This window comes from Exiguobacterium sp. FSL W8-0210, from assembly GCF_038006045.1.
Lineage (GTDB): Bacteria > Bacillota > Bacilli > Exiguobacteriales > Exiguobacteriaceae > Exiguobacterium_A.
In genome coordinates this window covers 3,049,767-3,072,757 of the sequence record NZ_JBBOUK010000001.1, presented here as the reverse complement: position 1 = coordinate 3,072,757, position 22,991 = coordinate 3,049,767, and the positions used below count along the sequence as shown (strand labels likewise).

Sequence of the window (22,991 nt, the reverse complement as noted above, 5' to 3'; positions counted from 1 at the left end):
CAGGACCGACAGAACGGTCTGAAGCGTAGAGAAACCATCACAAGGAGGAGTTCAGGTTTGGAACAGCAAGGATTAAAGCGGGATTTATCGAATCGTCATGTACAGTTGATTGCTATTGGTGGAACAATCGGAACGGGTTTGTTTTTAGGATCAGGTAAAGCGATCCAACTCGCCGGACCATCGATCATTTTTGCCTACTTACTCGTCGGGATTGCAATCTTCTTCGTCATGCGTGCACTTGGGGAATTGTTATTGTCAAAAGCAGGTTATCAGTCACTCACGGATATCGCAGAAGATTATCTCGGACCACGTGCCGCATTCGTGACCGGTTGGACGTACTGGTTCTGTTGGATCATGACAGCGATGGCGGACATCATCGCCGTCGGTCTGTACGTCAAGTATTGGTTTGATATCCCGCAATGGATTCCAGCCGTTCTTGCTCTCTTGATTTTACTTGGTTTTAACTTATTAACGGTTAAATTGTTCGGTGAACTCGAGTTTTGGTTCGCCTTGATCAAGGTCGTGACGATCCTTGCCTTGATTGGTGTCGGAATCGTCTTGCTCGCAATCGGTTTTAAAACGGACGCCGGTCCCGTGACCGTGTCGAACCTCTGGTCACATGGCGGATGGATGCCAAACGGGATTTCTGGATTCCTGCTATCGTTCCAAATGGTCGTCTTCGCCTATGTCGGCGTCGAGCTCGTTGGGGTATCCGCAGCAGAAACAGCGGATCCGAAAAAGAACATTCCGTCCGCGATCAATAAGATTCCGCTTCGGATCTTATTCTTCTATGTCGGTGCCTTACTCGTCCTCTTGATGATCAACCCATGGACAGGATTAAGTGCGACAGAAAGTCCGTTCGTCAAGACATTTAGTCTGATCGGGATTCCACTCGCAGCAGGAATTATCAACTTCGTCGTACTGACATCTGCTGCTTCTGCGTGTAACAGCGGAATGTTCTCGACGAGCCGGATTCTGTATAACCTGGGAAATCAACAGCAAGCATCGAACAAGTTCTCGAAGTTGAACAAAAACCATGTTCCGGCAAACGCCTTGTTCGTCTCGACGATCGTCGTCTCAGTCGGTGCCTTGCTCAGTAAACTGTTACCAGGACAGGCGTTCAGTATCGTCACGACGATCAGTGCGATCTGTTTCATCTGGGTCTGGGGTGTCATCCTCGTCTGTCATCTCCGGTACAAGAAACAAAATCCGGAATTACATGCGGCGTCGACATTCAAAGCACCATTGACACCATTCGTCAATTACCTCGTGCTCGGATTGTTTGCAGTCATTCTCGTCGTCATGCTGTTTGCTGACGATACACGTCCTGCCTTGTTGCTGACACCGGTCTGGTTCCTCGGACTATTCGGACTGTATCACCTCCGGAAAAAGAAACAACACGCAGTCGATCAAAAAAGTGCTTAAAACAAGCCGCTCGGATTTAATCCGAGCGGCTTGTTTTTATGGTGTATCGAAGGCGCCATCCTGTAGTTGTTTCCGAAGTGCTTTCGCTTTCTTTCGAATATCGCGTTTGCTGTCCGCATCGCGTTTTCCCCATTGCCGATACATCATCGACATCCGCGGATTATCAGAGAAGCGTTTTTCGTGCCGGTCGATGAAGTCCCAGTACAAGGCGTTAAACGGACAAGCGTCCTCTCCGAGCATGTCCTTTTGATGGAACGGACATCCCTTGCAATAATCACTCATCTTATGGATGTAATTCGCCGAAGCAATGTACGGTTTGGTCGATAACGTTCCCCCATCGGCATGAAGCGCCATCCCGAGGACGTTCGGTAAGACGACCCAATCGTAGGCATCGATGTACATCTCATTGAACCAGTCTGCTGTCTGTTGCGGCGAGATCGCAAACAGATTAGCGAAGTTTCCGAGCACCATCAAGCGTTGGATATGGTGATTATGCGCATGTTCGACGACGGGACGTAACGATTCAGCGACACAGTTCATGTTCGTTTTCCCGGTCCCAAAAAAGTCGGGTAGATCCGCTTCATGCCGTAGCGCATTGACGGAAGCATAGTCCGGCATCTCGGCTAGGTAGACGGCACGCATGTACTCGCGCCAGCCGAGGATTTGCCGAATGAAACCTTCGACCGCATTGAGCGGAGCATCTTGATCTTCAAGGGCTGCCTCGACTTGACGAATGACCTCTTCCGGTGTCAATAGACCGAGATTGATTGCTGCTGATAAGAGCGAATGCGATAACGTATCTTCGCCGGTCAGCATAGCGTCTTGATATGTCCCGAACGTCTCGAGTCGTTCTTCGATGAAGCGATGGAGAGCCCGCGTCGCTTCCTTTCGCGTGACCGGCCAATGAAAGGAATCAAGTGCTCCCGGATGATTGGAAAAATCACGTTCGACCTTGTCGATGACATCCTTTGTGATGCGATCAGGGCGAAACTGAACGGGATCGGGAAACGTCGTCCCGGACTTCGCCGGTTTCCGGTTCTCGGCGTCAAACGACCACTTTCCACCGATCGGTTTAGAGCCGTTCATGAGAACGTTTCGTTCCTTGCGCAGTTTGCGATAAAAACGGTCCATCTTGTAGGGCTTGTCGCCGATTGCTTCGACCGCTTCTTCCTGTGTCAGTAAAAATAACGGTACGTCGGAACAGACCTCGACCTTGATTTTCTTCGGTAAAGCGTCTTGCCACTTGTGCATCGCCTTTCGCATCGGTTCGTCCGTGATCGCCGTATAGAATACATGATCCGGATCATGATCTTTCCGGTGCGCCTGGAATGCCTGATCGAACGAATCGGCTTCCCGGTAATCGACGGTGAAGCCTTTTTCGCGCAGTTCTTCCGCAAAATGTCGCATCGCTGAGAAGACGAGGACGAGCTTTTGTTTATGGTACGTCTTCCACTTGGAGCGCGAGGTCGCTTCGACCATCAGGATGACGTCGTCTTGTTTGTTTGCTTCCTTCAATAAAGGGAGATCGTGATTCAATTGATTGCCGAATATCCAGCGTGTCGCCATGAGTGTTCCTCCTTTTACTTTCGTTATATGATTACCGTTTTTCGTCAAAGTCATGCCTGATTGTGTGCCGGCTGACGAACATCTTCTTACCTGAATCGTCGCTTTTACACATTTCTGAATGTAAAAGAAGTTCCTTTCTGTGCAAGCTATGATAGGGTTATAATGGAAAGGTAAGTTGTCGTCATGAGGGGGAAGTTTTTCATGACAGGTAGTCCATAATATCAACGGGGATAGGAAGGATATCATGAGCAGTATGCCTAAAAAAACAGACGTTATTTTAATTGGTGCCGGAGTCATGAGCGCGACGTTAGGGGTCTTATTAAAAGAACTCGCGCCTGAGATCAACATCAAGGTATTCGAGAAACTCGCGAGTGCCGGGGAAGAGAGCTCGAACGAGTGGAACAATGCTGGAACAGGTCACGCCGCACTATGCGAACTGAACTATACGACGGAAAATGCCGATGGTTCGATCGATATCAGTAAAGCGGTCAAAGTAAACGAACAGTTCCAACTGTCACGTCAATTCTGGTCGCATCTCGTCAAGGAAGGTGTCTTGCCGAATCCGAAAGAATTCATCATGCCGATTCCACATATGAGTATGGTTGAAGGAACGGAAAACGTCGAATTCCTGAAAAAACGATTGGAAGCGCTATCAGCGAATCCGTTGTTTGCGGGAATGGAATATTCAGAGGATCCAGCGAAATTAGCCGAGTGGATTCCACTCATCATGAACGGTCGGACGTCACCAGAGCCGATCGCTGCGACAAAAATCGATTCAGGAACGGACGTCAACTTTGGTGCGTTGACACGAATCCTGTTTGAATATCTCGCACAACACGATGTAGCGATCAACTATCAGCATGGTGTCGAGGATTTGAAGCGTGTTGACGGGGGTTGGGAAGTCAAAGTGAAGAATGAGCGCGATCACCGGATCGAGCATCATACGGCGCAGTTCGTCTTCATTGGAGGTGGCGGCGGTAGTCTACCGTTGCTCCAAAAAACAGGCATCGAGGAATCGAAGCAAATCGGTGGTTTCCCGGTCAGTGGTTTATTCCTCGTTTGTAAAAATCCTGAGATCATCGAACAGCACCATGCGAAAGTCTACGGAAAAGCGAAAGTCGGAGCACCGCCGATGTCAGTACCACACTTGGATACACGATACATCGATGGGAAGAAATCACTTCTCTTCGGACCGTTTGCTGGTTTCTCACCGAAGTTCCTTAAGACAGGATCGAATCTTGATTTGATCGCGTCCGTTAAACCGAACAACGTCTTGACGATGCTTGCTGCGGGAGCCAAAGAGATGGGATTGACGAAGTATCTGATCGAACAAGTCCTCTTGTCGACGGAACAACGGATGAACGAATTACGAGAGTTCATCCCGAATGCGAAGACAGAAGACTGGGATGTCGTCGTCGCTGGTCAACGTGTCCAAGTCATCAAGGATACACCACAAGGAAAAGGGACACTCCAGTTCGGAACAGAAGTCGTCAGTGCAGCCGACGGATCTGTCGCTGCCTTACTCGGGGCGTCTCCAGGTGCCTCAACAGCGGTACCGGTCATGCTCGAAGTACTCGCGAAATGTTTTCCGTCCGAACTACCGACGTGGGAAGCAAAAATCAAGGAGATGATTCCGTCTTACGGGATCTCACTCGTTGAACATCCGGAATTGTTCGAACAGATCCATGCCGAAACAGCAAAAACGCTCGAACTCGAACAAGGTCAACCGATTCGCTAAACGAAAACCGTCCGACTCTACGAGGAGCCGGACGGTTTTTTGGATTTAGCGGAAGTTACGGAAGAAACGCGTTTTCTTCAGTGCAATCCCGACTGGAATCGCAACGAGGATTCCGACGACGTTTTGTGTGATGTTTCCTGGAATTGAAGCGACTGGTGCGACCCAGTTGCTGTAAAGAATACCTTCACAAACATAGTAAACAGCAAGCATGACAGGAGCAGAAACAATCATTGCAAAAATATTTAAGCCAGGGTTGTCTCCTTTGTATCGCGAAGACCAGGCGATACGCCCGACAATATATCCTTGGAGTCCTCGAGCTACGATTGTAAATGGAGCCCAGAGTGTCCATCCACTGATCAGATCAAATAATCCCATACCGATTGCTCCGGCAATCAGTGCTGTTCGTGGACCGAATAAAATCGCGATGAGAAAGAGCATCGCTGTTCCCATATGAACGAGACCGCCGCTTGAAGCGATCGGTAGTTTGATATTGATGAATAGTGTCGCAACAAGAACAAGTGCGATTGACATCGCAGTGATGACGAGCTGGCGGGTACGAGTGCTAGAATACGGTGCTGCTTTTTGCATGTGGCTAACCTTCTTTATGATAGATTTTAAGATATCTTCAATCTATCAGATGACTGAACTAGTCAAAAGTGTCAACTTTGAATTATTTATAGGGGTCAGTTTTGAATACAAATCTTGATCTGTTCTTAATTCCATAAGAGTACGATCTATTGATACACTCTTGAATGAAAAAATCCATAAAACGGTTGTCGTTTTCGAATCTATTCCTCGTTTTTTTCGTACAATGAACAGCGAAAGGGAGGGGAAGTCAGTGAAATATCAGATTGCGACAGCTGTTTTTTTATTCGCTTCATTGTCATCAGTCACATCGGAGGCAAAGGACCAGACGACACAACACCAACGTTATTACGCAGCATATGAAAAAATCGTGGAAAACATAAATCGGACACATGAAAATGCGGACGTCACGTTGCTTGCAGCAAATCAATTCGCAGACGAGGACTGGGTTTCGCCGGAACGTTTTCAAGAACGGGCACTCGAACGGTTGAAGCCGCTACGTGTCCAAACGAGCTTAGAGTGGGATAGTGAACGAACGCTTGAACGTACGGAACGTGGAAACGATGTCCGGATCATCGGAAATTTCGAGACGGAACTCTTGGAACAGAGTAAACGCCAACGATTATCCGATGTCTTTTCGATGACGTCTCTTGCGATCGATGGTGGAAAGTGGACGCAAACCGGATTCTCCGGTACTCCAATCGATGCTTTGCAAACGATGGTCGTAACGGTCAGTGGTACATACGCGAAGCAAGGCATCTTAACAAGACATCACATCACGAAAGAATATCATTGTTCATGGTACGGTGAAATCTACTATTGAGGCAGAAAAAGAGCGAAACTCGTTTGAGTTCCGCTCTTTTTCATTAATTCCGGATCAAGTGATCGAAAGCACCGAGTGCAGCTGTTGCACCAGATCCCATCGAGATGATGATCTGTTTATACGCGCTATCTGTGCAGTCTCCTGCAGCGAAAACGCCTGGTACGTTCGTTGCGCCGTGGCGATCGACTTGGACTTCACCGAACTTGTTACGGTTCACTGTTTCACCGAGCCAGTCCGTGTTCGGTACGAGACCGATCTGGACGAAGACGCCTTCGAGCTCAATGTGACGCTCGACGTTCGTTTCGCGCTCCATGTACGTGATACCGTTTACTTTGTCCGTTCCTGTGATTTCCTTCGTCTGTGCGTTGACGACGACCGTGACGTTCGGAAGAGAAGCGAGGCGTTCTTGAAGAACAGCGTCTGCTTTTAATTCCGGTGCGAACTCAAGGACTGTGACATGCTTGACGATTCCTGCGAGATCGATGGCTGCTTCGATTCCTGAGTTTCCGCCACCGATGACTGCGACACGTTTTCCTTCGAACAACGGACCATCACAGTGTGGGCAGTAGGCGACGCCTTTGTTCTTGAATTCGAGTTCGCCTGGGACACCAACGTTACGCCAGCGTGCACCTGTTGAAAGGATCAAACTCTTCGTTTTCAAGACGGCACCGTTCTCGAGCTCAAGCTCAAGGAGGTCCTTCTTCTCAAGGCGCGTTGCCCGTTGCAGGTTCATGACGTCGATGCCATATTCCTTGACGTGCTCCTCAAGACTTGCGACGAGTTTTGGTCCTTCCGTGTACTTCATGCTGATGAAGTTCTCAATGCTCATCGTATCCATGACTTGTCCACCGAAGCGTTCTGCGACGATTCCTGTCCGGATGCCTTTACGGGCTGCATAGATGGCAGCACTCGATCCAGCTGGACCACCACCGACGACGAGGACATCGTATGGATCTTTATCAGCGAAATCAGAAGCATCGGCACCTGTGCCAAGCTTCGCCAAGATTTCTTCAAGTGACATCCGTCCGTTACCAAACGCTTCGCCGTTGACGAAGACCGTCGGAACAGCCATGATCTCTTTTTGTTCGACTTCTTCCTTAAATGCCGCGCCATCAATCATCGTGTGACTGATGTTCGGGTTGAGGACGCTCATGACGTTCAATGCTTGTACGACATCTGGGCAGTTGTGGCAGCTCAAGCTGATGTACGACTCGAAGTGGTACGTTTCTTGAATGCCTTGAATCTGCTTGATGACGTCCGCATCGACCTTCGGTGCTCGACCGCTGACTTGGAGCAGTGCGAGAACGAGGGACGTGAACTCATGACCGAGTGGGATTCCCGCGAACGTGATGCCGCTTGTCTCACCGACACGGTTGACTGTGAAACTTGGTGTCCGGGGAAGGCTTGCCTGCTCGACGGAGATGCGTGGTGTCATGCTTGCGATCTCTTCGACGAGTGCGCTCATCTCAAGCGAGACGGCGTCTGTCCCAGCGCTAACCGCTAGGACGAGATCGCCTTCGAGAAGCTCGAGGTATTGCGCGAGTTGTGCTTTAATGTCTGGTGCTAAAGCCATCGCGAATCCGCTCCTTAAATTTTTCCGACGAGGTCAAGGCTTGGTGTGAGTGTTGCAGAGCCTTCTTCCCATTTCGCTGGGCAGACTTCGCCTGGATTGTTACGTACATATTGTGCTGCTTTGATTTTGTTGACGAGCGTGCTCGCATCACGACCGATGCCGCCTGCGTTGATCTCAACTGTTTGGATGACGCCGTCTGGGTCGATGATGAACGTACCGCGGTCAGCAAGACCATCTTGTTCGTTCAAGACTTCGAAGTTACGTGAGATGACGTGTGATGGGTCGCCGATCATGACGTACTCGATTTTACCGATTGTTTCTGACGTTTCGTGCCATGCTTTATGTGTGAAATGCGTATCTGTTGAAACAGAGTAAACTTCAACGTCAAGCGCTTTGAGTGTTGCGTATTGGTTTTGGAGATCTTCGAGTTCTGTCGGGCAAACGAATGTAAAGTCTGCAGGGTAGAAACATACGACACTCCATTTACCGCGAAGGTTGGCATCCGTTAGGTCAACGAATTCTCCGTTGTGGAATGCTGATGCACTGAATGGTTTTACTTCACTTCCGATTAAAGACATGATAAAAATCCTCCTCAAGGGTTCTATTTTTAGAATCTGTTCTAGTGCATACAAGGAATCTGTATTTATCACACTAGAATAATTCTAATCTAATACTAATTTCATATAGACCAACACTTTTGTCAAGGTATAATCGGCAATTTCTTATTTCAGGAAAGATTGTGTGAACAAAAAAAGAAATCCCGACTCCTAAATGAAACAGGAGTCGGGAGCTGTATTCTTTATTGCCAGTCCGTGTGGAAGATCCCTTCGCGGTCTGTCCGAGCATACGTGTGAGCACCGAAATAATCGCGTTGTGCTTGCAACATGTTGGCATTCGAATTCGCTGTCCGGTAGCTATCGTAATACGTCAGTGACGTCGATAGAGATGGGAGTGCAAAACCAGATAATGCACCCTCGGAAACGACGTGACGTAACGATTCTTGATACGCCTGTACTTTCTCAGCGAAGAACGGGGCGAGCATCAAGTTCGAGAGGTTCGCATCATTTTTGAATGCTTCACTGATGACGTTCAAGAAGTCGGCCCGGATGATACATCCACCACGGAAGATCAAGGCGATCTCCTCGAGGCGTAAGTTCCAGTCATACAACTCAGACGACGTTCGGTACTGGGTGAAGCCTTGCGCGTATGCGGCAACTTTCCCCATATAAAGCGCTTGACGAATCCGTTCGACCCACGCGTCTCGCTCAAGCGTTGACAAGTCTTCTGGTCCCTTTAGGACAGCAGACGCTGCGACGCGTTCTTCTTTGATAGCTGAAAGGTAACGCGCGAACAGGGCTTCTGTAATGATCGAAGAGGCGATCCCATTATCAATGGCTTGCAGGCTCGTCCATTTTCCAGTTCCTTTTTGACCGGCTTGATCGAGAATGACATCAATCAACGGTTGCCCTGTCTCGTCATCCGTTTTTCGGAGGATATCCGCTGTGATCTCAATCAAGTAACTTTTCAGTTCACCTTCGTTCCATTCAGCGAAGATGTCCGCGACTTCCGTGACGTCGAGTCCAAGACGGAAACGGAGGAAGCTATACGCTTCAGCAATCAGTTGCATGTCCGCATACTCGATGCCGTTATGGACCATTTTGACGAAGTGACCAGCGCCTTTCGGACCAATATAAACACAACATGGATCTCCTTCGACGTGAGCAGCGATCTTCGTCAAGATCGGTGCGACATGTTCATAAGCTGCTTTCGATCCACCCGGCATGATCGCAGGACCGGTCCGCGCACCGACTTCACCACCCGATACACCGACGCCGATGTATTCGATCCCGTGGCGTTGTAACTCGTCGAAACGACGCTCTGTATCGAGGAAGTGAGAGTTCCCACCATCCATGATGATATCGCCTGTTTCGAGATGTGGAAGCAACGATTCGATGACCGAATCAATCGCGCTACCAGCCGTGACCATCATGAAGATTTTACGTGGGCGAGCGAGTGATTGAACGAATGCTTCAATGTCATAGTACGGATGAAGAGGTAGTCCCTCATCATGTGCGACGAGATCGTCCGTTAAATCACGTGTGTAGTTATAGATGGCGACTTCTTCTTGATGACTCGCCATATTCAGTGCCAGGTTGCGTCCCATGACGCCAAGCCCGATGACTCCGATAGAATGTTGCATAAGTAGAACGACTCCTTTTCTTAGACGACGAGGCTGAGGAGAAGAACGAACCCAAGTCCACAAACGGAAATGATCGTCTCAAGCACAGTCCATGTCGCAAACGTTTCTTTTAATGATAATCCGAAATACTCTTTAAACATCCAGAATCCTGCATCATTGACGTGTGAAGCGATCAGACTACCTGCACCAGTCGCGAGAACGACGAGCGCTAAGTTGACGTCGGATTGCTCCAGTAACGGAATGACGAGACCTGCCGTTGATAAAGCAGCGACTGTCGCGGAACCGAGTGAGATCCGGAGAATCGCAGCGATCAACCAAGCGAGTAGAATCGGAGATAACGCTGATCCTTCAAATAATTGTGCGACGAACGTCCCAACACCACCGTCAATCAAGACTTGTTTGAAGGCACCGCCACCGCCGATGATCAATAGCATCATCCCGATTTGAGCAATCGCCGTCGTACAAGATTCCATGACCGTTTGCATCGGAATCTGACGCGCGATCCCCATCGTGTAGACCGCGACGAGTAATGAAATCAACATCGCCGTTGAAGCGTTCCCGATGAATTCAATCGCCGAGATGACACTATTTTCACCCCAACCGAGTGTTTCTTGTAAGAGCGTGAAGATCGTTGCGACCGACATCAAAAGAACCGGTAGCATCGCCGTGAAGACACTGATGCCGAAGCCTGGTGTCTCGTCTAAATCAAATTCTTTTTGTTCCCCGAGTGACGCGATATTTCCTGTCCGTGTAAACGATTCAGGAACGAGTCGTTTGGCGATTTTCGTAAAGATAGGACCGGCAATGATGACCGTCGGAACAGCAACGATGAAACCATACAATAAGACTTCCCCGATATTGGCTTTATATTCCCCAGCGATGACGGTCGGACCCGGGTGAGGTGGTAAGAAGCCGTGCGTGACAGACAGGGCTGCGACCATCGGGATCCCGAGATACAGGATCGAGACGCGGAGCTGACGTGAAATCGCAAAGACGATTGGAATCAACAGGACGAGTCCGACTTCGAAGAAGAGGGCGATCCCGATGATGAATGAAGCGACGACGACTGCCCACTGGATGTTCTTTTCCCCGAATCGAGCGACAAGCGTCATGGCGATTCGCTGCGCCCCCCCGGCGTCAGCGATCAGCTTTCCAAGCATGGCACCAAGACCAAAGATCAGTGCCAAGTGACCAAGCGTTCCTCCGATACCAGCTTCGATCGTTTTGACGATCTGATCGAGCGGCATGCCGAGTAGTAGTGCAACGCCAAAGGAAACGATGATGAGTGAGACGAACGTATTTAATTTCAACCCCATGATGAGAACGAGCAACGCGACGATCCCAATTCCTACGATGACTAAAGGCATGATGACTTCCCCCAAAAGATTAAGTTAGTTTTCTTCTTGAATCAAGCTCCGTTGATACGTAGCGATTCGTTTATGATCCTCAGACAATGTTCGAGCCAAGCTAATGAAAATTGGTAAGAGCTGACGATATTCATGCATCGCTTCTTCATTTGGTACATGACGATGCGTTTCCCCGATCATCTCGGAGACGATTTCGAACGAATCGACTTCCCCCGTCGCATACAATCCGAGAATACAAGCACCGAGACATGAACTTTCAAAACTTTCCGGAATGACGACTTCCGATTCAAAGATGTCCGCCATCATTTGGCGCCAGACTTCGGACCGGGCAAACCCACCCGTTGCCTGAATCCGTGTCACAGGACCGTCCATACACTCGACGAGTGCGAGGAAGACGGTATAAAGATTGTAGATGACGCCTTCTAGTGCTGCCCGGATCATATGCTCTTTTTTATGCGAAAGCGTTAAACCGAAGAACGAACCGCTGACATCCGGATTCCAGAGCGGCGCTCGTTCACCGGACAGGTAAGGGTGGAACAATAATCCGTCGGATCCTGGGCGGACGCGTTCGGCAATCTTCGTCAGGACAGCATACGGATCGATGCCGAGGCGTTTTGCTGTCTCGACTTCTGCTGAAGCGAGTTCGTCACGAATCCACCGTAAGACCATTCCTCCGTTATTGACGGGGCCGCCGATGACCCAGTGGTCCTCGGTCAGTGCGTAACAGAACGTTCGTCCTTTTTCATCGGTCTGTGGACGATTAATGATCGTTCGGATGGCACCGCTCGTTCCGATCGTGATCGCGATTTCCCCTTTGCGAATCGCGTTGACACCTAAATTGGAGAGGACACCATCACTGGCACCGACTAAGAACGGCGTATCGACGGATAGTCCCATTTGTCGTGCGTAATCAGTATTAAGTCCGGTACATGACGTCGTTGTCGGTACGGGTTCCGATAAATAGCTTGCATCGATACCCGCGACATGCAGTGCGCCCGTATCCCAACCTAATTCATGAATATTAAAGAGACCAGTTGCTGAAGCGAGAGAGTGGTCGATGACATATGTTCCGAACAGTCTTTGGAACACGAACTCCTTGATCCCGACATACTTTTTCGTTTGAGCGTGGAGCTCCGGACGATCTTCGACGAGCCAACTGATTTTGCTAAGCGGTGACATCGGATGAATCGGTGTCCCGGTCCGGTGATAGATCGAGAGACCATATTGTTCCTTAATCTTGTTCGACCATGCTTCACTCCGACTGTCCGCCCATGTGATGCAGGCAGTCAACGGTTGATGTTGTGCGTCCATCGCAATCAAACTGTGCATGGCACTACTGAACGCGACGAACTTCGGTGGCATGCTCGGATGACGTTTTGTGATCAATCGGATGGATTCGAGTACGGCATCAAAAATTTCTTCCGGATCCTGTTCCGCCGTCGAACGGTTCGGTGTGTGGAGTGGGTAACCGACGTTCGTTTGTCCGATGACCTCTCCTTTTGTCGTAAATAAGACTGCTTTCGTACTCGTCGTTCCGATATCGACGCCTAACATGTATTCAGTCATGTGAATCGACTCCTTTCGACATCATTTGTTGCGTTTTCCAGAGATCTTCGACTTCCTGAACATCATCAAAGTTCTGATGTAAGGAAGCAACCATCCGTTCACGATCTCCTGTCTCGATCGCTTCGATATACAAGGCATGGTTCGCGAGGATGCGTTCAAAGTCTTCGATGTCTTCCTCGAATCGTACCCGCATTGATAGGAGGATGAAACTTTCCATGACTGGTTTGAGATTTTGCCAAATCATGCTGACATACCCATGATCGATCGAGCGGATGATCGTTTCATGAAACAGTACGTCCTGGAAGGAGAATTCATCGGCATCCTTGTATTTGATAGCAACTTTCATCATTTCGAGAATTTTACTGAGTTCACGGACGAGTTCTGCCCGTTCGATTTTGACGAGTCGTTCGAAGACGAACGTTTCAATGAGTAGCCGGACATCATAGATTTCCTGAATGTCGCGCTCAGACAAACCGACGACGACCGCTCCCATTCGTTCGAGACGAATCAATTGTTCGGATGCAAGGACCTTTAACGCATCACGGACGGGCGAGCGACTGACTGAAAAATCAGAGGCTAATTTGTTTTCGGATAAAATGGTACCGCTTTCAATCTTTCCTGAAATGATGCGCATCCGTAGCTCGTGTGCGACACGATCTCCAGCGGAAGCTTTTGCTAACCACTTCAAGGGGTATAACAGTTCTGACATGGAATCACCTGATTTCTAAAGTGAGTATACTTGTATACAAGTTAGTATAAACGTTTTTTTCTAAAATGCAAACGCTTAACTTACATTTTAGTGATTCAAGCAGGAATCAGGAAAATGGTTTCCGATATGTTAGGGTGAAGGAGTAAGTAACGAATCGATTAGTTAAAAAGGAGGTAATGCATATGCATGTTTTAGTCGTAGGTGCCGGAGCAGTTGGAGGTTATTTCGGGGGACGTCTTGCTGAGCAAGGGGAACAGGTGACATTCCTTGTTCGTCCGAAGCGCTATGAACAATTACAAAAGACAGGGTTACAGATCACTAGTCCTCATGGTGATGTTATGATCACGCCTCAGTTAGTGACACGAGACATGCGACTGAATCACACATTTGATGTCGTCTTACTTTCGACGAAAGCCTATCACTTGGATGATGTCCTACAGGATCTTGCGCCATTTGTTTCGAGCGAGACGTACATCATTCCTTTGTTGAACGGCATGCAGCATATACGACGGTTAACAGAAGTCTTCGGAGAAGATCGAGTACTGGGCGGACTTTGCTTCATTGAATCGACGCTTGATGCAGAAGGGCGTATTGTACAGACAAGCTCGTCGCATCGGCTATTGTTTGGTTCACGAACCGGTAAACCAACAGCGCGTTTAGAGGAGATTGCAACACGTTTTGCGAAAGCGAAGGCACCGATGGCGTACTCGATGCATATCATGGATGACATGTGGCAAAAGTACCTCTTCATTTCGACATTTGCGGGCGTGACGACACTATTTCGCTCTGCCATCGGTCCAATTCGCAAGGACCCAATTGGTCATCAGATGATTCAAGACGTCATGAAGGAAGCGAAGCGAGCGATGGAAGAACAAGGCGCAGTCTTTAATGACGATGTAGAAGCGGTCTTGCTGAAGCAGATGCATGCAATGGAAGACACGATGAAATCATCGATGTTACGGGACATGGAAAAGGGTCAGCCCGTCGAAGTGAAACATTTCTTTAGTACTTTGCTCGAAACACGCTCTTCACGTCATCTTCAACTGATTGAATCTAATTTATGGATCTATCAAAAAAATCGGGAAATGCCTGTTGACTGAATTATCTGCATTCTGATATGGTTAGGAACAATTACATACTTATCCAGAGAGGTGGAGGGACTGGCCCTATGAAACCTCAGCAACAGGTCGAAAGATACTGTGCTAATTCCTGCGGGTGCTGCACCCGATCGATAAGATTTCCGAATTGTCGACCGACGCATCCGTGAGGATGCGTTTTTTGTTTGAAATAGGTGGAATAAGGAGGAAATGGATTCATGAAAACGAGCGGAGCATTTCGACGCAAGATGGAATCACGTCATCTGATCATGCTGTCGTTAGGTGGTGTCATTGGAACCGGATTATTTTTAAGTACAGGTTATACGTTGGAACAAGCAGGACGTGTCGGAACGATTTTATCGTATTTGATTGGGGCCGTCGTCGTTTACTTAGTCATGTTAAGTCTCGGTGAACTCGCCGTGCACATGCCGGAAACCGGATCATTCCATAAGTACGCAACGAAGTACATCGGACCCGGCACCGGTTATACAGTGGCCTGGCTCTACTGGCTGACATGGACGGTCGCCCTTGGTTCAGAATTCACGGCAGCAGGCATTTTAATGCAACGTTGGTTCCCGTCGATTCCTGTATGGGTGTTCAGCGCATTGTTCGCTGCGATGATCCTTGGTATCAACGTCTTGAAGGTTCGCGTGTTCGCTGAAGTCGAGTTTTGGTTTTCCGCCATTAAGGTCGTGACAATCATTGCTTTCATTTTACTCGGTGCGGGAGCGATCGTCGGCTTTATTCCACTGCAAGATGGTAGCCCGGCTCCATTCTTTTCTTCGTTAACCGAAGGCGGGTTGTTTCCAAATGGCGCTTTCGTCATCTTCATGACGATGCTTGCCGTGAACTTTGCTTACTCGGGAACGGAACTAATCGGTGTCGCGGCGGGTGAAGCAGTCGATCCGAAACGGACGATTCCGCTTGCGATCCGAACGACGATTTTGCGACTCGTCCTCTTCTTCGTCGGTACGATCATCGTATTAGCCGTCTTATTGCCAACGGATGGGAAAGGTGTACTCGAAAATCCGTTCGTCGCCGTGTTCGAACGAATCGGAATTCCCTACGCAGCAGACGTGATGAACTTCGTCATTTTGACAGCGATCTTGTCGGCAGCGAATTCTGGACTTTACGCCGCCTCTCGGATGCTCTGGTCGCTTGCGAACGAACGCATGATTCCACGCTTCTTCGCCCAGGTGACGCCAAGTGGGGTTCCACTTCGAGCCGTATTATTCAGCATGCTTGGCGGAGGACTTGCCTTGCTGTCTAGCATCTATGCAGCAGGGAGTGTCTATATCGCGCTCGTCTCGATTTCCGGTCTTGCTGTCGTCGTCGTTTGGATGAGTATCAGTGTGGCCCAGTATCGCTTCCGGAAGAAATTTCTTCGTGAAGGGCATACGGTCGACGAATTGGTCTATCGCACACCACTCTTTCCATTCGTACCGATCGCCGCTTTCGTCGTTTGTTTGATTTCTCTGATTGGTATCGGATTTGATCCGACACAACGAATTGCCTTGTACTGTGGTATTCCATTCATCGTGATCTGTTATGTCGTTCATGCGTTCACGAATTCTTCTCAGAAACGGAGTGTTGAAGATGTACCGAATCAAAAATCCAGTTGATCAACGATTACAGGAAGTTCCCTTTCTCATTTTAGATGGTGCCCTTGCAACCGAACTTGAACAGAAGGGATTCGATCTGAACGACCCGCTTTGGTCAGCACGTCTCTTGATCGAAGCACCGGAACAGATCGAGCGTGTCCATCGTGATTACTTTGAAATAGGTTCTGATGTCGCCATCACTTCAAGCTATCAAGCAAGTATCGAAGGCTTCAAGCAACGTCATATCACGACAGAGGAAGCACAGGCGCTGATTCGACAAACGGTCACCTTGGCGCAAAGCGCACGCACGCGTATCGGGAAGAGTGACGCATTGATCGCGGGATCAGTGGGTCCTTATGGTGCCTACTTAGCAGATGGTTCTGAGTATCGCGGTCATTATGGGGTGTCAGTGGATGTGCTAGAAGCCTTCCACAGGCCACGGATCGAAGCGTTGATTGAAGCGGGGGCTGATCTGCTAGCATTCGAGACGATTCCGTCGCTCGAGGAAGCTGTCGTGTTGTTCCGGATTCTCGAAACGTATCCGGAAGTGTCCGCTTGGCTGACGTTTTCGCTTCAAGATGCGACGCACATTAGTGAAGGAACGGCACTTGCGACGTGCATCGAGACAATTGGGCAACATCCACAGCTCGCAGCAATCGGTGCAAATTGTTTTCCGGCATCTTACGCGACCGACTTTATCCGTCACCTCAAGGCGTTGACGGATGTGCCAATCATCGTCTATCCAAACTCCGGTGAGGTCTATGATCCGGTCGCAAAAACGTGGTCAGGTACGAATCAGTGTACATCGTTCCAAACCGTCGCGAAGACATGGTATGAGGCAGGGGCACGATTGATCGGTGGTTGTTGCCGAACGTCACCCGAACACATCGCACAAATTCGTTCAGTTTGTCAGGTTACTCATACATCATGAATAATGACGAAAAAACGGAGGCGAAATCGATTGATTTCGCCTCCGTTCCTATAAATGGTGTAATTTCGTTAACGCTCGCGCAAGGCACGGTTGAATTGTTGCAACAGACGTCCAAAATCTTCAGCATCGTCCGATGGCCAATCCGTCAGGAGACGTTCGATGCTCGCGAGACGTGCTGTCCGGTAAATCGTGAGCTCTTCTTGTCCTTTATCCGTAATATGATAGAAGAAGGCACGACCATCTGTCGGATCTTTTACTTTTTCCACGAGTTGCTTTTGATCGAGCGCTGCAGCTTGGCGACTGACGGTCGAGACATCAAGCTGGAGTTCACGGGCAAGTGTTTTGACACCGACGTTGCCGGAATCCGCTAGTTGTCGCAGTAAGAGGTAGGAAGCACGATCCAAATTACGATTGTCTGCCGTCGCTGTCGTCAAGCGCCGGATCAGGATCGCTAACTCGAGTTCAATGGTTTCGAGTGATTGTTGAGACATCGGGTATCTCCCCTTTCAAAAAAATCTCTCTGTCCCTCATGATTACCCAATGTGGATAAGCTGTCAATGCGAAAAGCAGGAGGCTTGACAGAGTTGTAGTTGTATTATACAATCATTTTTGTTCTTTTAATTGTATCATACAACTTTTTCATATGAGAAATGAACGACAAAGGAGAATTCAGATGAAAGCTTATGAGTCGATGAAACAAGAGGTCATCACAGTAAACGATACAGATCTGATTCGGACGGTCATCGAACGATTCATTCAATCTGGTATTAGCGGCGTACCTGTCATTAATGCTGAGCAAGAGGTAGTCGGGTATATCAGTGACGGAGATATCATGCGCGCGATCGGAAAACACAAGGACATCATCGTCGATACATTCTTATATGTAGATGTCATCAAAGGAGACGAAGAAGATTATGAAGATCGGATTCGTCATATTTTGAATCGACCTGTCATGGAACTGGCACGCCGGAAAGTCGTAACTGCGGACGCTGACACAGAAATGGAAGAGATTGCAGCAACGCTCGGCGCAAAACGGATTAAAAAGCTTCCGATTCTGAAAGCAGGACGTCTTGTTGGGATCATTAGTCGAGGCGACGTCATCCGCCATTCGTTTAAACAGTTCATGTAACACATTCAATAGAAAGAAGGGACACTATGGCACTTGCTGAAAAAACAACGACGCTTGAGCCGGAAACGGTATTAACAGAAAGCAAACATGGATTATTCCATCAACCGGTTGCTGTCTGGGCAGTCTTTTTCGCCAGTATCACAGCATTCATGGGAATGGGGCTCGTCAATCCCGTCTTACCGACGATTGCCGAGAATTTAGAAGCATCAAAAAGTGAAGTAACGCTCTTATTTACAAGTTATAACGCCGTCATGGCATTCGCGATGTTGATTACAGGCGCGATCTCATCACGGATTGGTCAAAAAGGAACGTTAATGCTCGGAATCGCCGTCATCGCAACCGTTGCTGGTTTTGCTTCACAAGCTGACAGCATCTGGACGCTCATCACGACAGCTGTCATGGATGCAGCACCTGTCGAACGTTCGACAGCATCTGCGGCATACAGTTTCCTACGTTTTCTCGGGGCAGCCATTGCGCCATTCATGGCCGGTAAATTGGCTGAAATCTTCAACGCAAATCTACCGTTTTATGTCGGAAGTGGCTTCGTCCTCTTATCCGTCATCATCATCGGGGTCAATCTCAAACACATTCGCCATATCGATCGGACGGAAGGCGGACATTAATTCGATAACAAGACGAGGCTGGGACATAACTCAGTTTCACAAACGAAAGGTCCTCGAAACGTGTAGTCGTTTCGAGGGCCTTGTTCTATGACGAAAAACCGATTCTGAATAAACAAATAAGGACAACCTCTGATAAAGTTAAAGTGACTAAACTATAACCATCGGAGGTGCCCTTATGTTTAAAGATTATAACATGAACCAGCTGGTTCTGCCCTTAGATTTAGAAGTTCGTCTTCAAGAAAATGATATCGCGTTCGCTGTCCATCATCTCGTCGAATCCATTCCGGATGATGTTTTCGATCCTTTCATGCGGACGACGGGATGCCCTGCTTATCATCCGCGGATGATGATGAAAATCATTTTATGTGCCTACACACAGTCGGTCTTCTCCGGTCGGAAGATTGAAGGATTACTATCCGATAGTCTGCGGATGATGTGGCTAGCGCAAGGGAATGCGCCGAGCTATCGTACCATCAACCGTTTTCGAGTGCATCCCGCAGTCACTCCAATCTTGAAGCAAGCCTTCGTTACCTTCCGTTGCCATCTCGTCGAGATGGGAGAAATCAATGAAGAAGCCATCTTTATCGATGGTACAAAGCTAGAGGCGAATGCGAACCGATACACCTTTGTTTGGCGGAAATCGATCGAACGTCATAGTTCGTCTCTCGTGGACAAATCGAATCGTATCTATGACAACCTCGTCGAACAAGACATCCTACCGGAAATTGAACGAGAAAGCCCGGACGAGCTCACTCTCTCAGAACTCGAACACATGGGTGAAGCTTTAGACGCACATATCGCTTCCATCAACCAAAAAATCGAGGCGAGTTCGGATACTCAAGAAAGAAAACGTCTACGTTCTGAACGGAAGGAACCACGTCTCCTTCGAAAGGAGATTACAGATTTCATCGAGCGGAAACAGAGATACGCCCTCCAAAAGAGGACGCTCGCTGGACGGAACAGCTATTCGAAAACAGACACAGACGCGACGTTCATGCGAATGAAGGAAGATCATATGCAAAATGGACAACTCAAGCCAGGCTATAACGTTCAAATCGCGACCGAAGGACAGTACACACTCGCTTATGATATTTATCCGAATCCGACGGATGCCCGGACGTTACTCCCCTTTTTAGATGAGATCAGCTCATATTTACCACTACCACCGCATATCGTTGCGGATGCCGGCTATGGGAGTCAGGAGAATTATCAGGATATTCTGATGCGCCGAGGGCGCATTCCACTCATCCCTTATACGATGTTCGAAAAAGAAAAGTCTCGAAAATGGCGCAATGATCCATTTAACACAGTAAACTGGTCTTATGATGAAAGGTCGGATCGTTTTGTGTGCCCTAATGGACAGGACGTAACATTCCGTTACATGTCCAAGAGAACAGATCGGTACGGATTCACGCGTGATTTCAAGGTGTATGAAAGCGAAGGGTGTGATGGCTGCCCGTTTCGCTCCCGTTGTACCAAGGCCAAAGAGGGTCGTCACCGACAGGTACACATAAACACTTCATGGGAAGAACAAAAAGAACAGATGAAAAAATGGCTTTCAGATCAAAAAACAGGATCCCTCTATGCGAAACGGAAGATAGACGTGGAACCAGTTTTTGGATATCTGAAGGCTAATTTGAGTTTCACTCGCTTTTCTGTGAGAGGAAAAGCGAAGGTGAAGCGTGAGCTCGGCTTCATCCTCATGGCCGTAAATTTAAGAAAATGGCTCATCCAAAGCGTTGCCCGAAGGGCAACTTGACGCGAGACAATGAAAAAAGAAGGAATTGCACATCCTGAGTGATGGCAATTCCTTCTTCTCGTTAAATTCAGCTAGTTATGTCCCAGCCTCGTTTTTGATTGAAATCAAGAGGGGTACATGGTTTTTAACGTGCGGATCGAGTGCTCGATCATTTCCCGAAGTATGCCTAAGTCGATGTCAGTCAGTCGTTTGACGTAGATGCAGGACTTACCGCGTCGATACGTACCGAGACTGGCAAGCAGTCGTTCTGAGACTGCGTCTTCACCAAGCGCGAGATAAAGGACGAGGTTCGTCTTCCGCGGAGAAAAGCCGACATAAAAGCTGTCGCCCTCGCGGCCGGAGGCGTAGCGGTAATGGTAGGAACCAAAACCAATCAAGGATGAACCCCAAAGGACGGCTTCATATCCCGTGACATCTTCGAAGAACTGACGTAGTGTGATACCATCTTGACGTTGCGGCGGTTCGACTTGTGCCAGAAAGGCATCAACGGACTGTTCGGTAGGACCTGTCTTTGGCGTATCAGGCATAAGCAGACTCCTTTCGGATGAAGAAGATATGGGTTACTTTCGAGAAGTACTAGTAAATATCCTGTGGCTCAGAGGTGGAAATCGAATGAAGCATCGTATCGTGTTTCGAGGAGAAGAAAGCAGTGTACTATGGGAAATCTTACACGTACATCCAACGCAAGAAGAACTAACGATTCAGATGGTAGGGCGGAATAGTGAACACCAGTTTTCAGTTACATTCAATCAATATGATGCGTTCATCCGTAACTTTGCTCACGTCCATGAGTCGTTACACGGTGAAGTCGTATTCGAGCAGGGAGTAATTCGTCTCCGCTTACGCTATGACCGACTTGGTCGTGTCTTCATCAGTTGGTCTGACGGACAAACGAGTCACCAGTTTCGCAGTGATCAAAGTTATTTAAGTGAGGCGTTAGCACAACTTGGCGTCTACTGAATCAGCTGATGAAAGGCGCTAACACAAAAAGAAGGGACGACATTCGGTTACAATATCGAATGTCGTTCCTTCTTTTTTTTATGTGATGGGAGCGATTGATGTAATGGTGTGTTGATCAAGTTGAAGCAAAACGCAATCGTTTTTTCATATTCGGATAACGGAATCGATTCATCCACTTGGTGTGCGAGACGGAAATCATGGAATGAAGCGATTGCGATTGGAAATGACTTTTTCGCTTGGCTGAACATCGCACCATCCGTTCCACCTGGAATAGCGATTTTTCGTGGTGTCACGCCGCTAACCTGCTCCATCGTATCCGCGACCTGTTGCAAGAAAGGCGCCTGTTCATCGGTTTCACAAGAAGGAATATCCTTGATGACGGTCACGTTCATATCAAACTCGGAATCTTCTGCTACAAGACGACGCTCGATAGCTGTAAAGGCAGCAAGAACGTCCGCTCGACCGAACCCGGGAATCGTCCGGATATCCATATAAAAGGAAGCCTGACTCGGAACGACGTTCGGTCCTTCGCCTCCTTTTATGGATGTGATTGACGCGACGACCGGACCAAGCGCCGGATGATGATTCGCTGTAATCGAGAAGCGTTCCGACTTCACTTCCTGGATGACGCGATAGACGTCATCGATCGCATTACGTCCGAGTTGAGGGGCAGAGCTGTGTGCACTTTTCCCACGACATGTCACTTCGATCCCAACGACCCCTTTTTGTGCATAACCGATCATTCCGCTTGTTGGTTCTGTGATCAGTAAAGCGTCTAAATCATCCGCGTGTCCTTGTTCGGTCAAATGACGAGCACCCGTCATTCCATTCTCCTCATCGGATGTAATCAGAAGTTTGATAGTGTTTGGTCGTTCTTGACGTTCTCTATATTGAATCAGTGCTTGCACCATTGCCATGACACCGGATTTCATATCAGAAGCCCCACGACCATAGATGCGGCCGTCTTCGATTTCGCCACCATATGGATCTTTCGTCCAGCCGTCTTCTTGAACTGGAACCGTATCGAGATGACCAGATAGACCGAGGACGGCAGGACGTGAAACCTCTTCACTCGCAGGAACGGTCGCGACGAGACAAATCCGTTTAGGTGAGACTTCGATCCATTCTGTCGAGATCTGATGGTCGACCAGTACATCGTATACGTAACGTGCGACGGCTTCTTCTCCGTCCATCGGATTGACGCTTGGAATTTGAAGACACTGTTGTAAGTAAGCAATCGCTGTTTGCATGATTTTTTCCCCCTTTACCTGTCCTATACCCTGATAAAAATACTTCAGGGAGGTAACCTAATTCAGAAAATAATTTGCGGTACTGAACG

General features: G+C 48.5%; 21 protein-coding genes and 1 riboswitch. Of the genes, 10 read left to right on the top strand and 11 right to left on the bottom strand.

From position 1 onward, the window contains the following. The first annotated feature begins 57 nt into the window (after positions 1-57). Positions 58-1,425, top strand: a complete 1,368-nt coding sequence (locus MKY22_RS15920; RefSeq protein WP_290780616.1) for an amino acid permease — start codon at positions 58-60, stop codon at positions 1,423-1,425. Positions 1,426-1,461: 36 nt separating this feature from the next. On the opposite strand, the gene MKY22_RS15915 is transcribed toward MKY22_RS15920, so the two are convergent. Then, entirely contained in the window at positions 1,462-2,991 is a 1,530-nt protein-coding gene (locus MKY22_RS15915) for a cryptochrome/photolyase family protein (RefSeq protein ID WP_341089971.1), read from the bottom strand. Between the two features lie 244 nt (positions 2,992-3,235). Between MKY22_RS15915 and MKY22_RS15910 the strand changes: the two genes are divergently transcribed. Further along, positions 3,236-4,729 carry a malate:quinone oxidoreductase gene (locus MKY22_RS15910; protein ID WP_195866072.1) on the top strand — a complete coding sequence of 498 codons (1,494 nt, stop codon included), beginning with the start codon at positions 3,236-3,238 and terminating at the stop codon, positions 4,727-4,729. A 45-nt stretch (positions 4,730-4,774) separates the two neighbouring features. Here MKY22_RS15910 and MKY22_RS15905 read toward each other — a convergent pair whose 3' ends face one another. Beyond that, positions 4,775-5,317: an ECF transporter S component gene (locus MKY22_RS15905; protein ID WP_069940113.1), complete on the bottom strand. Its 543-nt coding sequence runs from the start codon at positions 5,315-5,317 to the stop codon at positions 4,775-4,777. A gap of 250 nt (positions 5,318-5,567) precedes the next feature. Here MKY22_RS15905 and MKY22_RS15900 point away from each other — a divergent pair, with 250 nt between their 5' ends. Next, entirely contained in the window at positions 5,568-6,137 is a 570-nt protein-coding gene (locus MKY22_RS15900) for a hypothetical protein (RefSeq protein ID WP_023469817.1), read from the top strand. Between the two features lie 43 nt (positions 6,138-6,180). Here the strand turns inward: MKY22_RS15900 and ahpF are convergent, their stop codons facing one another. From ahpF to MKY22_RS15870, 6 genes are all read right to left on the bottom strand, one after another. Continuing rightward, positions 6,181-7,710 (bottom strand): alkyl hydroperoxide reductase subunit F, encoded by a 1,530-nt coding sequence (gene ahpF / locus MKY22_RS15895; protein WP_341089967.1) that lies wholly within the window; start codon positions 7,708-7,710, stop codon positions 6,181-6,183. Positions 7,711-7,724: 14 nt separating this feature from the next. After that, a complete protein-coding gene (gene ahpC, locus MKY22_RS15890; RefSeq protein WP_012371860.1) occupies positions 7,725-8,288 on the bottom strand; it encodes an alkyl hydroperoxide reductase subunit C in 564 nt (187 codons plus the stop codon). 221 nt (positions 8,289-8,509) lie between these two features. Then, positions 8,510-9,910 carry a decarboxylating NADP(+)-dependent phosphogluconate dehydrogenase gene (gene gnd / locus MKY22_RS15885; protein WP_341089956.1) on the bottom strand — a complete coding sequence of 467 codons (1,401 nt, stop codon included), beginning with the start codon at positions 9,908-9,910 and terminating at the stop codon, positions 8,510-8,512. 20 nt (positions 9,911-9,930) lie between these two features. After that, positions 9,931-11,277 carry a GntP family permease gene (locus MKY22_RS15880; RefSeq protein WP_214861109.1) on the bottom strand — a complete coding sequence of 449 codons (1,347 nt, stop codon included), beginning with the start codon at positions 11,275-11,277 and terminating at the stop codon, positions 9,931-9,933. A 24-nt stretch (positions 11,278-11,301) separates the two neighbouring features. Further along, positions 11,302-12,843, bottom strand: a complete 1,542-nt coding sequence (gene gntK, locus MKY22_RS15875) for a gluconokinase (RefSeq protein ID WP_341089951.1) — start codon at positions 12,841-12,843, stop codon at positions 11,302-11,304. Continuing rightward, positions 12,836-13,552, bottom strand: a complete 717-nt coding sequence (locus tag MKY22_RS15870; protein ID WP_023469811.1) for a GntR family transcriptional regulator — start codon at positions 13,550-13,552, stop codon at positions 12,836-12,838. Before MKY22_RS15870 ends, gntK begins: the two co-directional genes overlap by 8 nt. A gap of 182 nt (positions 13,553-13,734) precedes the next feature. On the opposite strand from MKY22_RS15870, the gene MKY22_RS15865 reads away from it, so the two are divergent. From MKY22_RS15865 to mmuM, 3 genes are all read left to right on the top strand, one after another. Next, the gene (locus tag MKY22_RS15865; RefSeq protein WP_341089949.1) at positions 13,735-14,652 is read left to right on the top strand and encodes a ketopantoate reductase family protein; all 918 of its coding nucleotides are present in this window, start codon (positions 13,735-13,737) and stop codon (positions 14,650-14,652) included. A 36-nt stretch (positions 14,653-14,688) separates the two neighbouring features. After that, positions 14,689-14,790: riboswitch (SAM riboswitch) on the top strand. A 77-nt stretch (positions 14,791-14,867) separates the two neighbouring features. Further along, positions 14,868-16,271: an amino acid permease gene (locus tag MKY22_RS15860; protein ID WP_341089947.1), complete on the top strand. Its 1,404-nt coding sequence runs from the start codon at positions 14,868-14,870 to the stop codon at positions 16,269-16,271. Beyond that, positions 16,246-17,181, top strand: coding sequence for a homocysteine S-methyltransferase (gene mmuM, locus MKY22_RS15855; protein ID WP_341089945.1), 936 nt, complete (start codon positions 16,246-16,248; stop codon positions 17,179-17,181). Before MKY22_RS15860 ends, mmuM begins: the two co-directional genes overlap by 26 nt. A 68-nt stretch (positions 17,182-17,249) precedes the next feature. On the opposite strand, the gene MKY22_RS15850 is transcribed toward mmuM, so the two are convergent. Then, on the bottom strand, positions 17,250-17,672 hold the full coding sequence (locus tag MKY22_RS15850; RefSeq protein WP_023469807.1) for a MarR family winged helix-turn-helix transcriptional regulator: 423 nt from the start codon (positions 17,670-17,672) through the stop codon (positions 17,250-17,252). 182 nt (positions 17,673-17,854) lie between these two features. Between MKY22_RS15850 and MKY22_RS15845 the strand changes: the two genes are divergently transcribed. From MKY22_RS15845 to MKY22_RS15835, 3 genes are all read left to right on the top strand, one after another. Next, positions 17,855-18,310: a CBS domain-containing protein gene (locus tag MKY22_RS15845; protein WP_035395501.1), complete on the top strand. Its 456-nt coding sequence runs from the start codon at positions 17,855-17,857 to the stop codon at positions 18,308-18,310. Positions 18,311-18,336: 26 nt separating this feature from the next. Continuing rightward, positions 18,337-18,933 (top strand): MFS transporter, encoded by a 597-nt coding sequence (locus tag MKY22_RS15840; RefSeq protein WP_341089941.1) that lies wholly within the window; start codon positions 18,337-18,339, stop codon positions 18,931-18,933. A 175-nt stretch (positions 18,934-19,108) separates the two neighbouring features. After that, a complete protein-coding gene (locus MKY22_RS15835; protein WP_341086759.1) occupies positions 19,109-20,692 on the top strand; it encodes an IS1182 family transposase in 1,584 nt (527 codons plus the stop codon). 104 nt (positions 20,693-20,796) lie between these two features. On the opposite strand, the gene MKY22_RS15830 is transcribed toward MKY22_RS15835, so the two are convergent. After that, on the bottom strand, positions 20,797-21,219 hold the full coding sequence (locus tag MKY22_RS15830) for a DUF1801 domain-containing protein (protein ID WP_341089939.1): 423 nt from the start codon (positions 21,217-21,219) through the stop codon (positions 20,797-20,799). 85 nt (positions 21,220-21,304) lie between these two features. Between MKY22_RS15830 and MKY22_RS15825 the strand changes: the two genes are divergently transcribed. After that, positions 21,305-21,652: a hypothetical protein gene (locus MKY22_RS15825; protein WP_313122746.1), complete on the top strand. Its 348-nt coding sequence runs from the start codon at positions 21,305-21,307 to the stop codon at positions 21,650-21,652. 47 nt (positions 21,653-21,699) lie between these two features. Here the strand turns inward: MKY22_RS15825 and MKY22_RS15820 are convergent, their stop codons facing one another. Then, a complete protein-coding gene (locus MKY22_RS15820; RefSeq protein ID WP_313122747.1) occupies positions 21,700-22,902 on the bottom strand; it encodes a M20 family metallopeptidase in 1,203 nt (400 codons plus the stop codon). Between the last annotated feature and the right edge of the window lie 89 nt (positions 22,903-22,991).

Excerpts from the sequence above, each read along its gene's own strand:
- MKY22_RS15915 (WP_341089971.1), bottom strand. The coding sequence starts at position 2,991 with ATGGCGACACGCTGGATATTCGGCAATCAATTGAATCACGATCTCCCT.
- MKY22_RS15910 (WP_195866072.1), top strand. The coding sequence starts at position 3,236 with ATGAGCAGTATGCCTAAAAAAACAGACGTTATTTTAATTGGTGCCGGA.
- MKY22_RS15905 (WP_069940113.1), bottom strand. The coding sequence starts at position 5,317 with ATGCAAAAAGCAGCACCGTATTCTAGCACTCGTACCCGCCAGCTCGTC.
- ahpF (WP_341089967.1), bottom strand. The coding sequence starts at position 7,710 with ATGGCTTTAGCACCAGACATTAAAGCACAACTCGCGCAATACCTCGAG.
- ahpC (WP_012371860.1), bottom strand. The coding sequence starts at position 8,288 with ATGTCTTTAATCGGAAGTGAAGTAAAACCATTCAGTGCATCAGCATTC.
- gnd (WP_341089956.1), bottom strand. The coding sequence starts at position 9,910 with ATGCAACATTCTATCGGAGTCATCGGGCTTGGCGTCATGGGACGCAAC.
- MKY22_RS15880 (WP_214861109.1), bottom strand. The coding sequence starts at position 11,277 with ATGCCTTTAGTCATCGTAGGAATTGGGATCGTCGCGTTGCTCGTTCTC.
- gntK (WP_341089951.1), bottom strand. The coding sequence starts at position 12,843 with ATGACTGAATACATGTTAGGCGTCGATATCGGAACGACGAGTACGAAA.
- MKY22_RS15870 (WP_023469811.1), bottom strand. The coding sequence starts at position 13,552 with ATGTCAGAACTGTTATACCCCTTGAAGTGGTTAGCAAAAGCTTCCGCT.
- MKY22_RS15865 (WP_341089949.1), top strand. The coding sequence starts at position 13,735 with ATGCATGTTTTAGTCGTAGGTGCCGGAGCAGTTGGAGGTTATTTCGGG.
- MKY22_RS15860 (WP_341089947.1), top strand. The coding sequence starts at position 14,868 with ATGAAAACGAGCGGAGCATTTCGACGCAAGATGGAATCACGTCATCTG.
- mmuM (WP_341089945.1), top strand. The coding sequence starts at position 16,246 with ATGTACCGAATCAAAAATCCAGTTGATCAACGATTACAGGAAGTTCCC.
- MKY22_RS15850 (WP_023469807.1), bottom strand. The coding sequence starts at position 17,672 with ATGTCTCAACAATCACTCGAAACCATTGAACTCGAGTTAGCGATCCTG.
- MKY22_RS15845 (WP_035395501.1), top strand. The coding sequence starts at position 17,855 with ATGAAAGCTTATGAGTCGATGAAACAAGAGGTCATCACAGTAAACGAT.
- MKY22_RS15840 (WP_341089941.1), top strand. The coding sequence starts at position 18,337 with ATGGCACTTGCTGAAAAAACAACGACGCTTGAGCCGGAAACGGTATTA.
- MKY22_RS15835 (WP_341086759.1), top strand. The coding sequence starts at position 19,109 with ATGTTTAAAGATTATAACATGAACCAGCTGGTTCTGCCCTTAGATTTA.
- MKY22_RS15830 (WP_341089939.1), bottom strand. The coding sequence starts at position 21,219 with ATGCCTGATACGCCAAAGACAGGTCCTACCGAACAGTCCGTTGATGCC.
- MKY22_RS15825 (WP_313122746.1), top strand. The coding sequence starts at position 21,305 with ATGAAGCATCGTATCGTGTTTCGAGGAGAAGAAAGCAGTGTACTATGG.
- MKY22_RS15820 (WP_313122747.1), bottom strand. The coding sequence starts at position 22,902 with ATGCAAACAGCGATTGCTTACTTACAACAGTGTCTTCAAATTCCAAGC.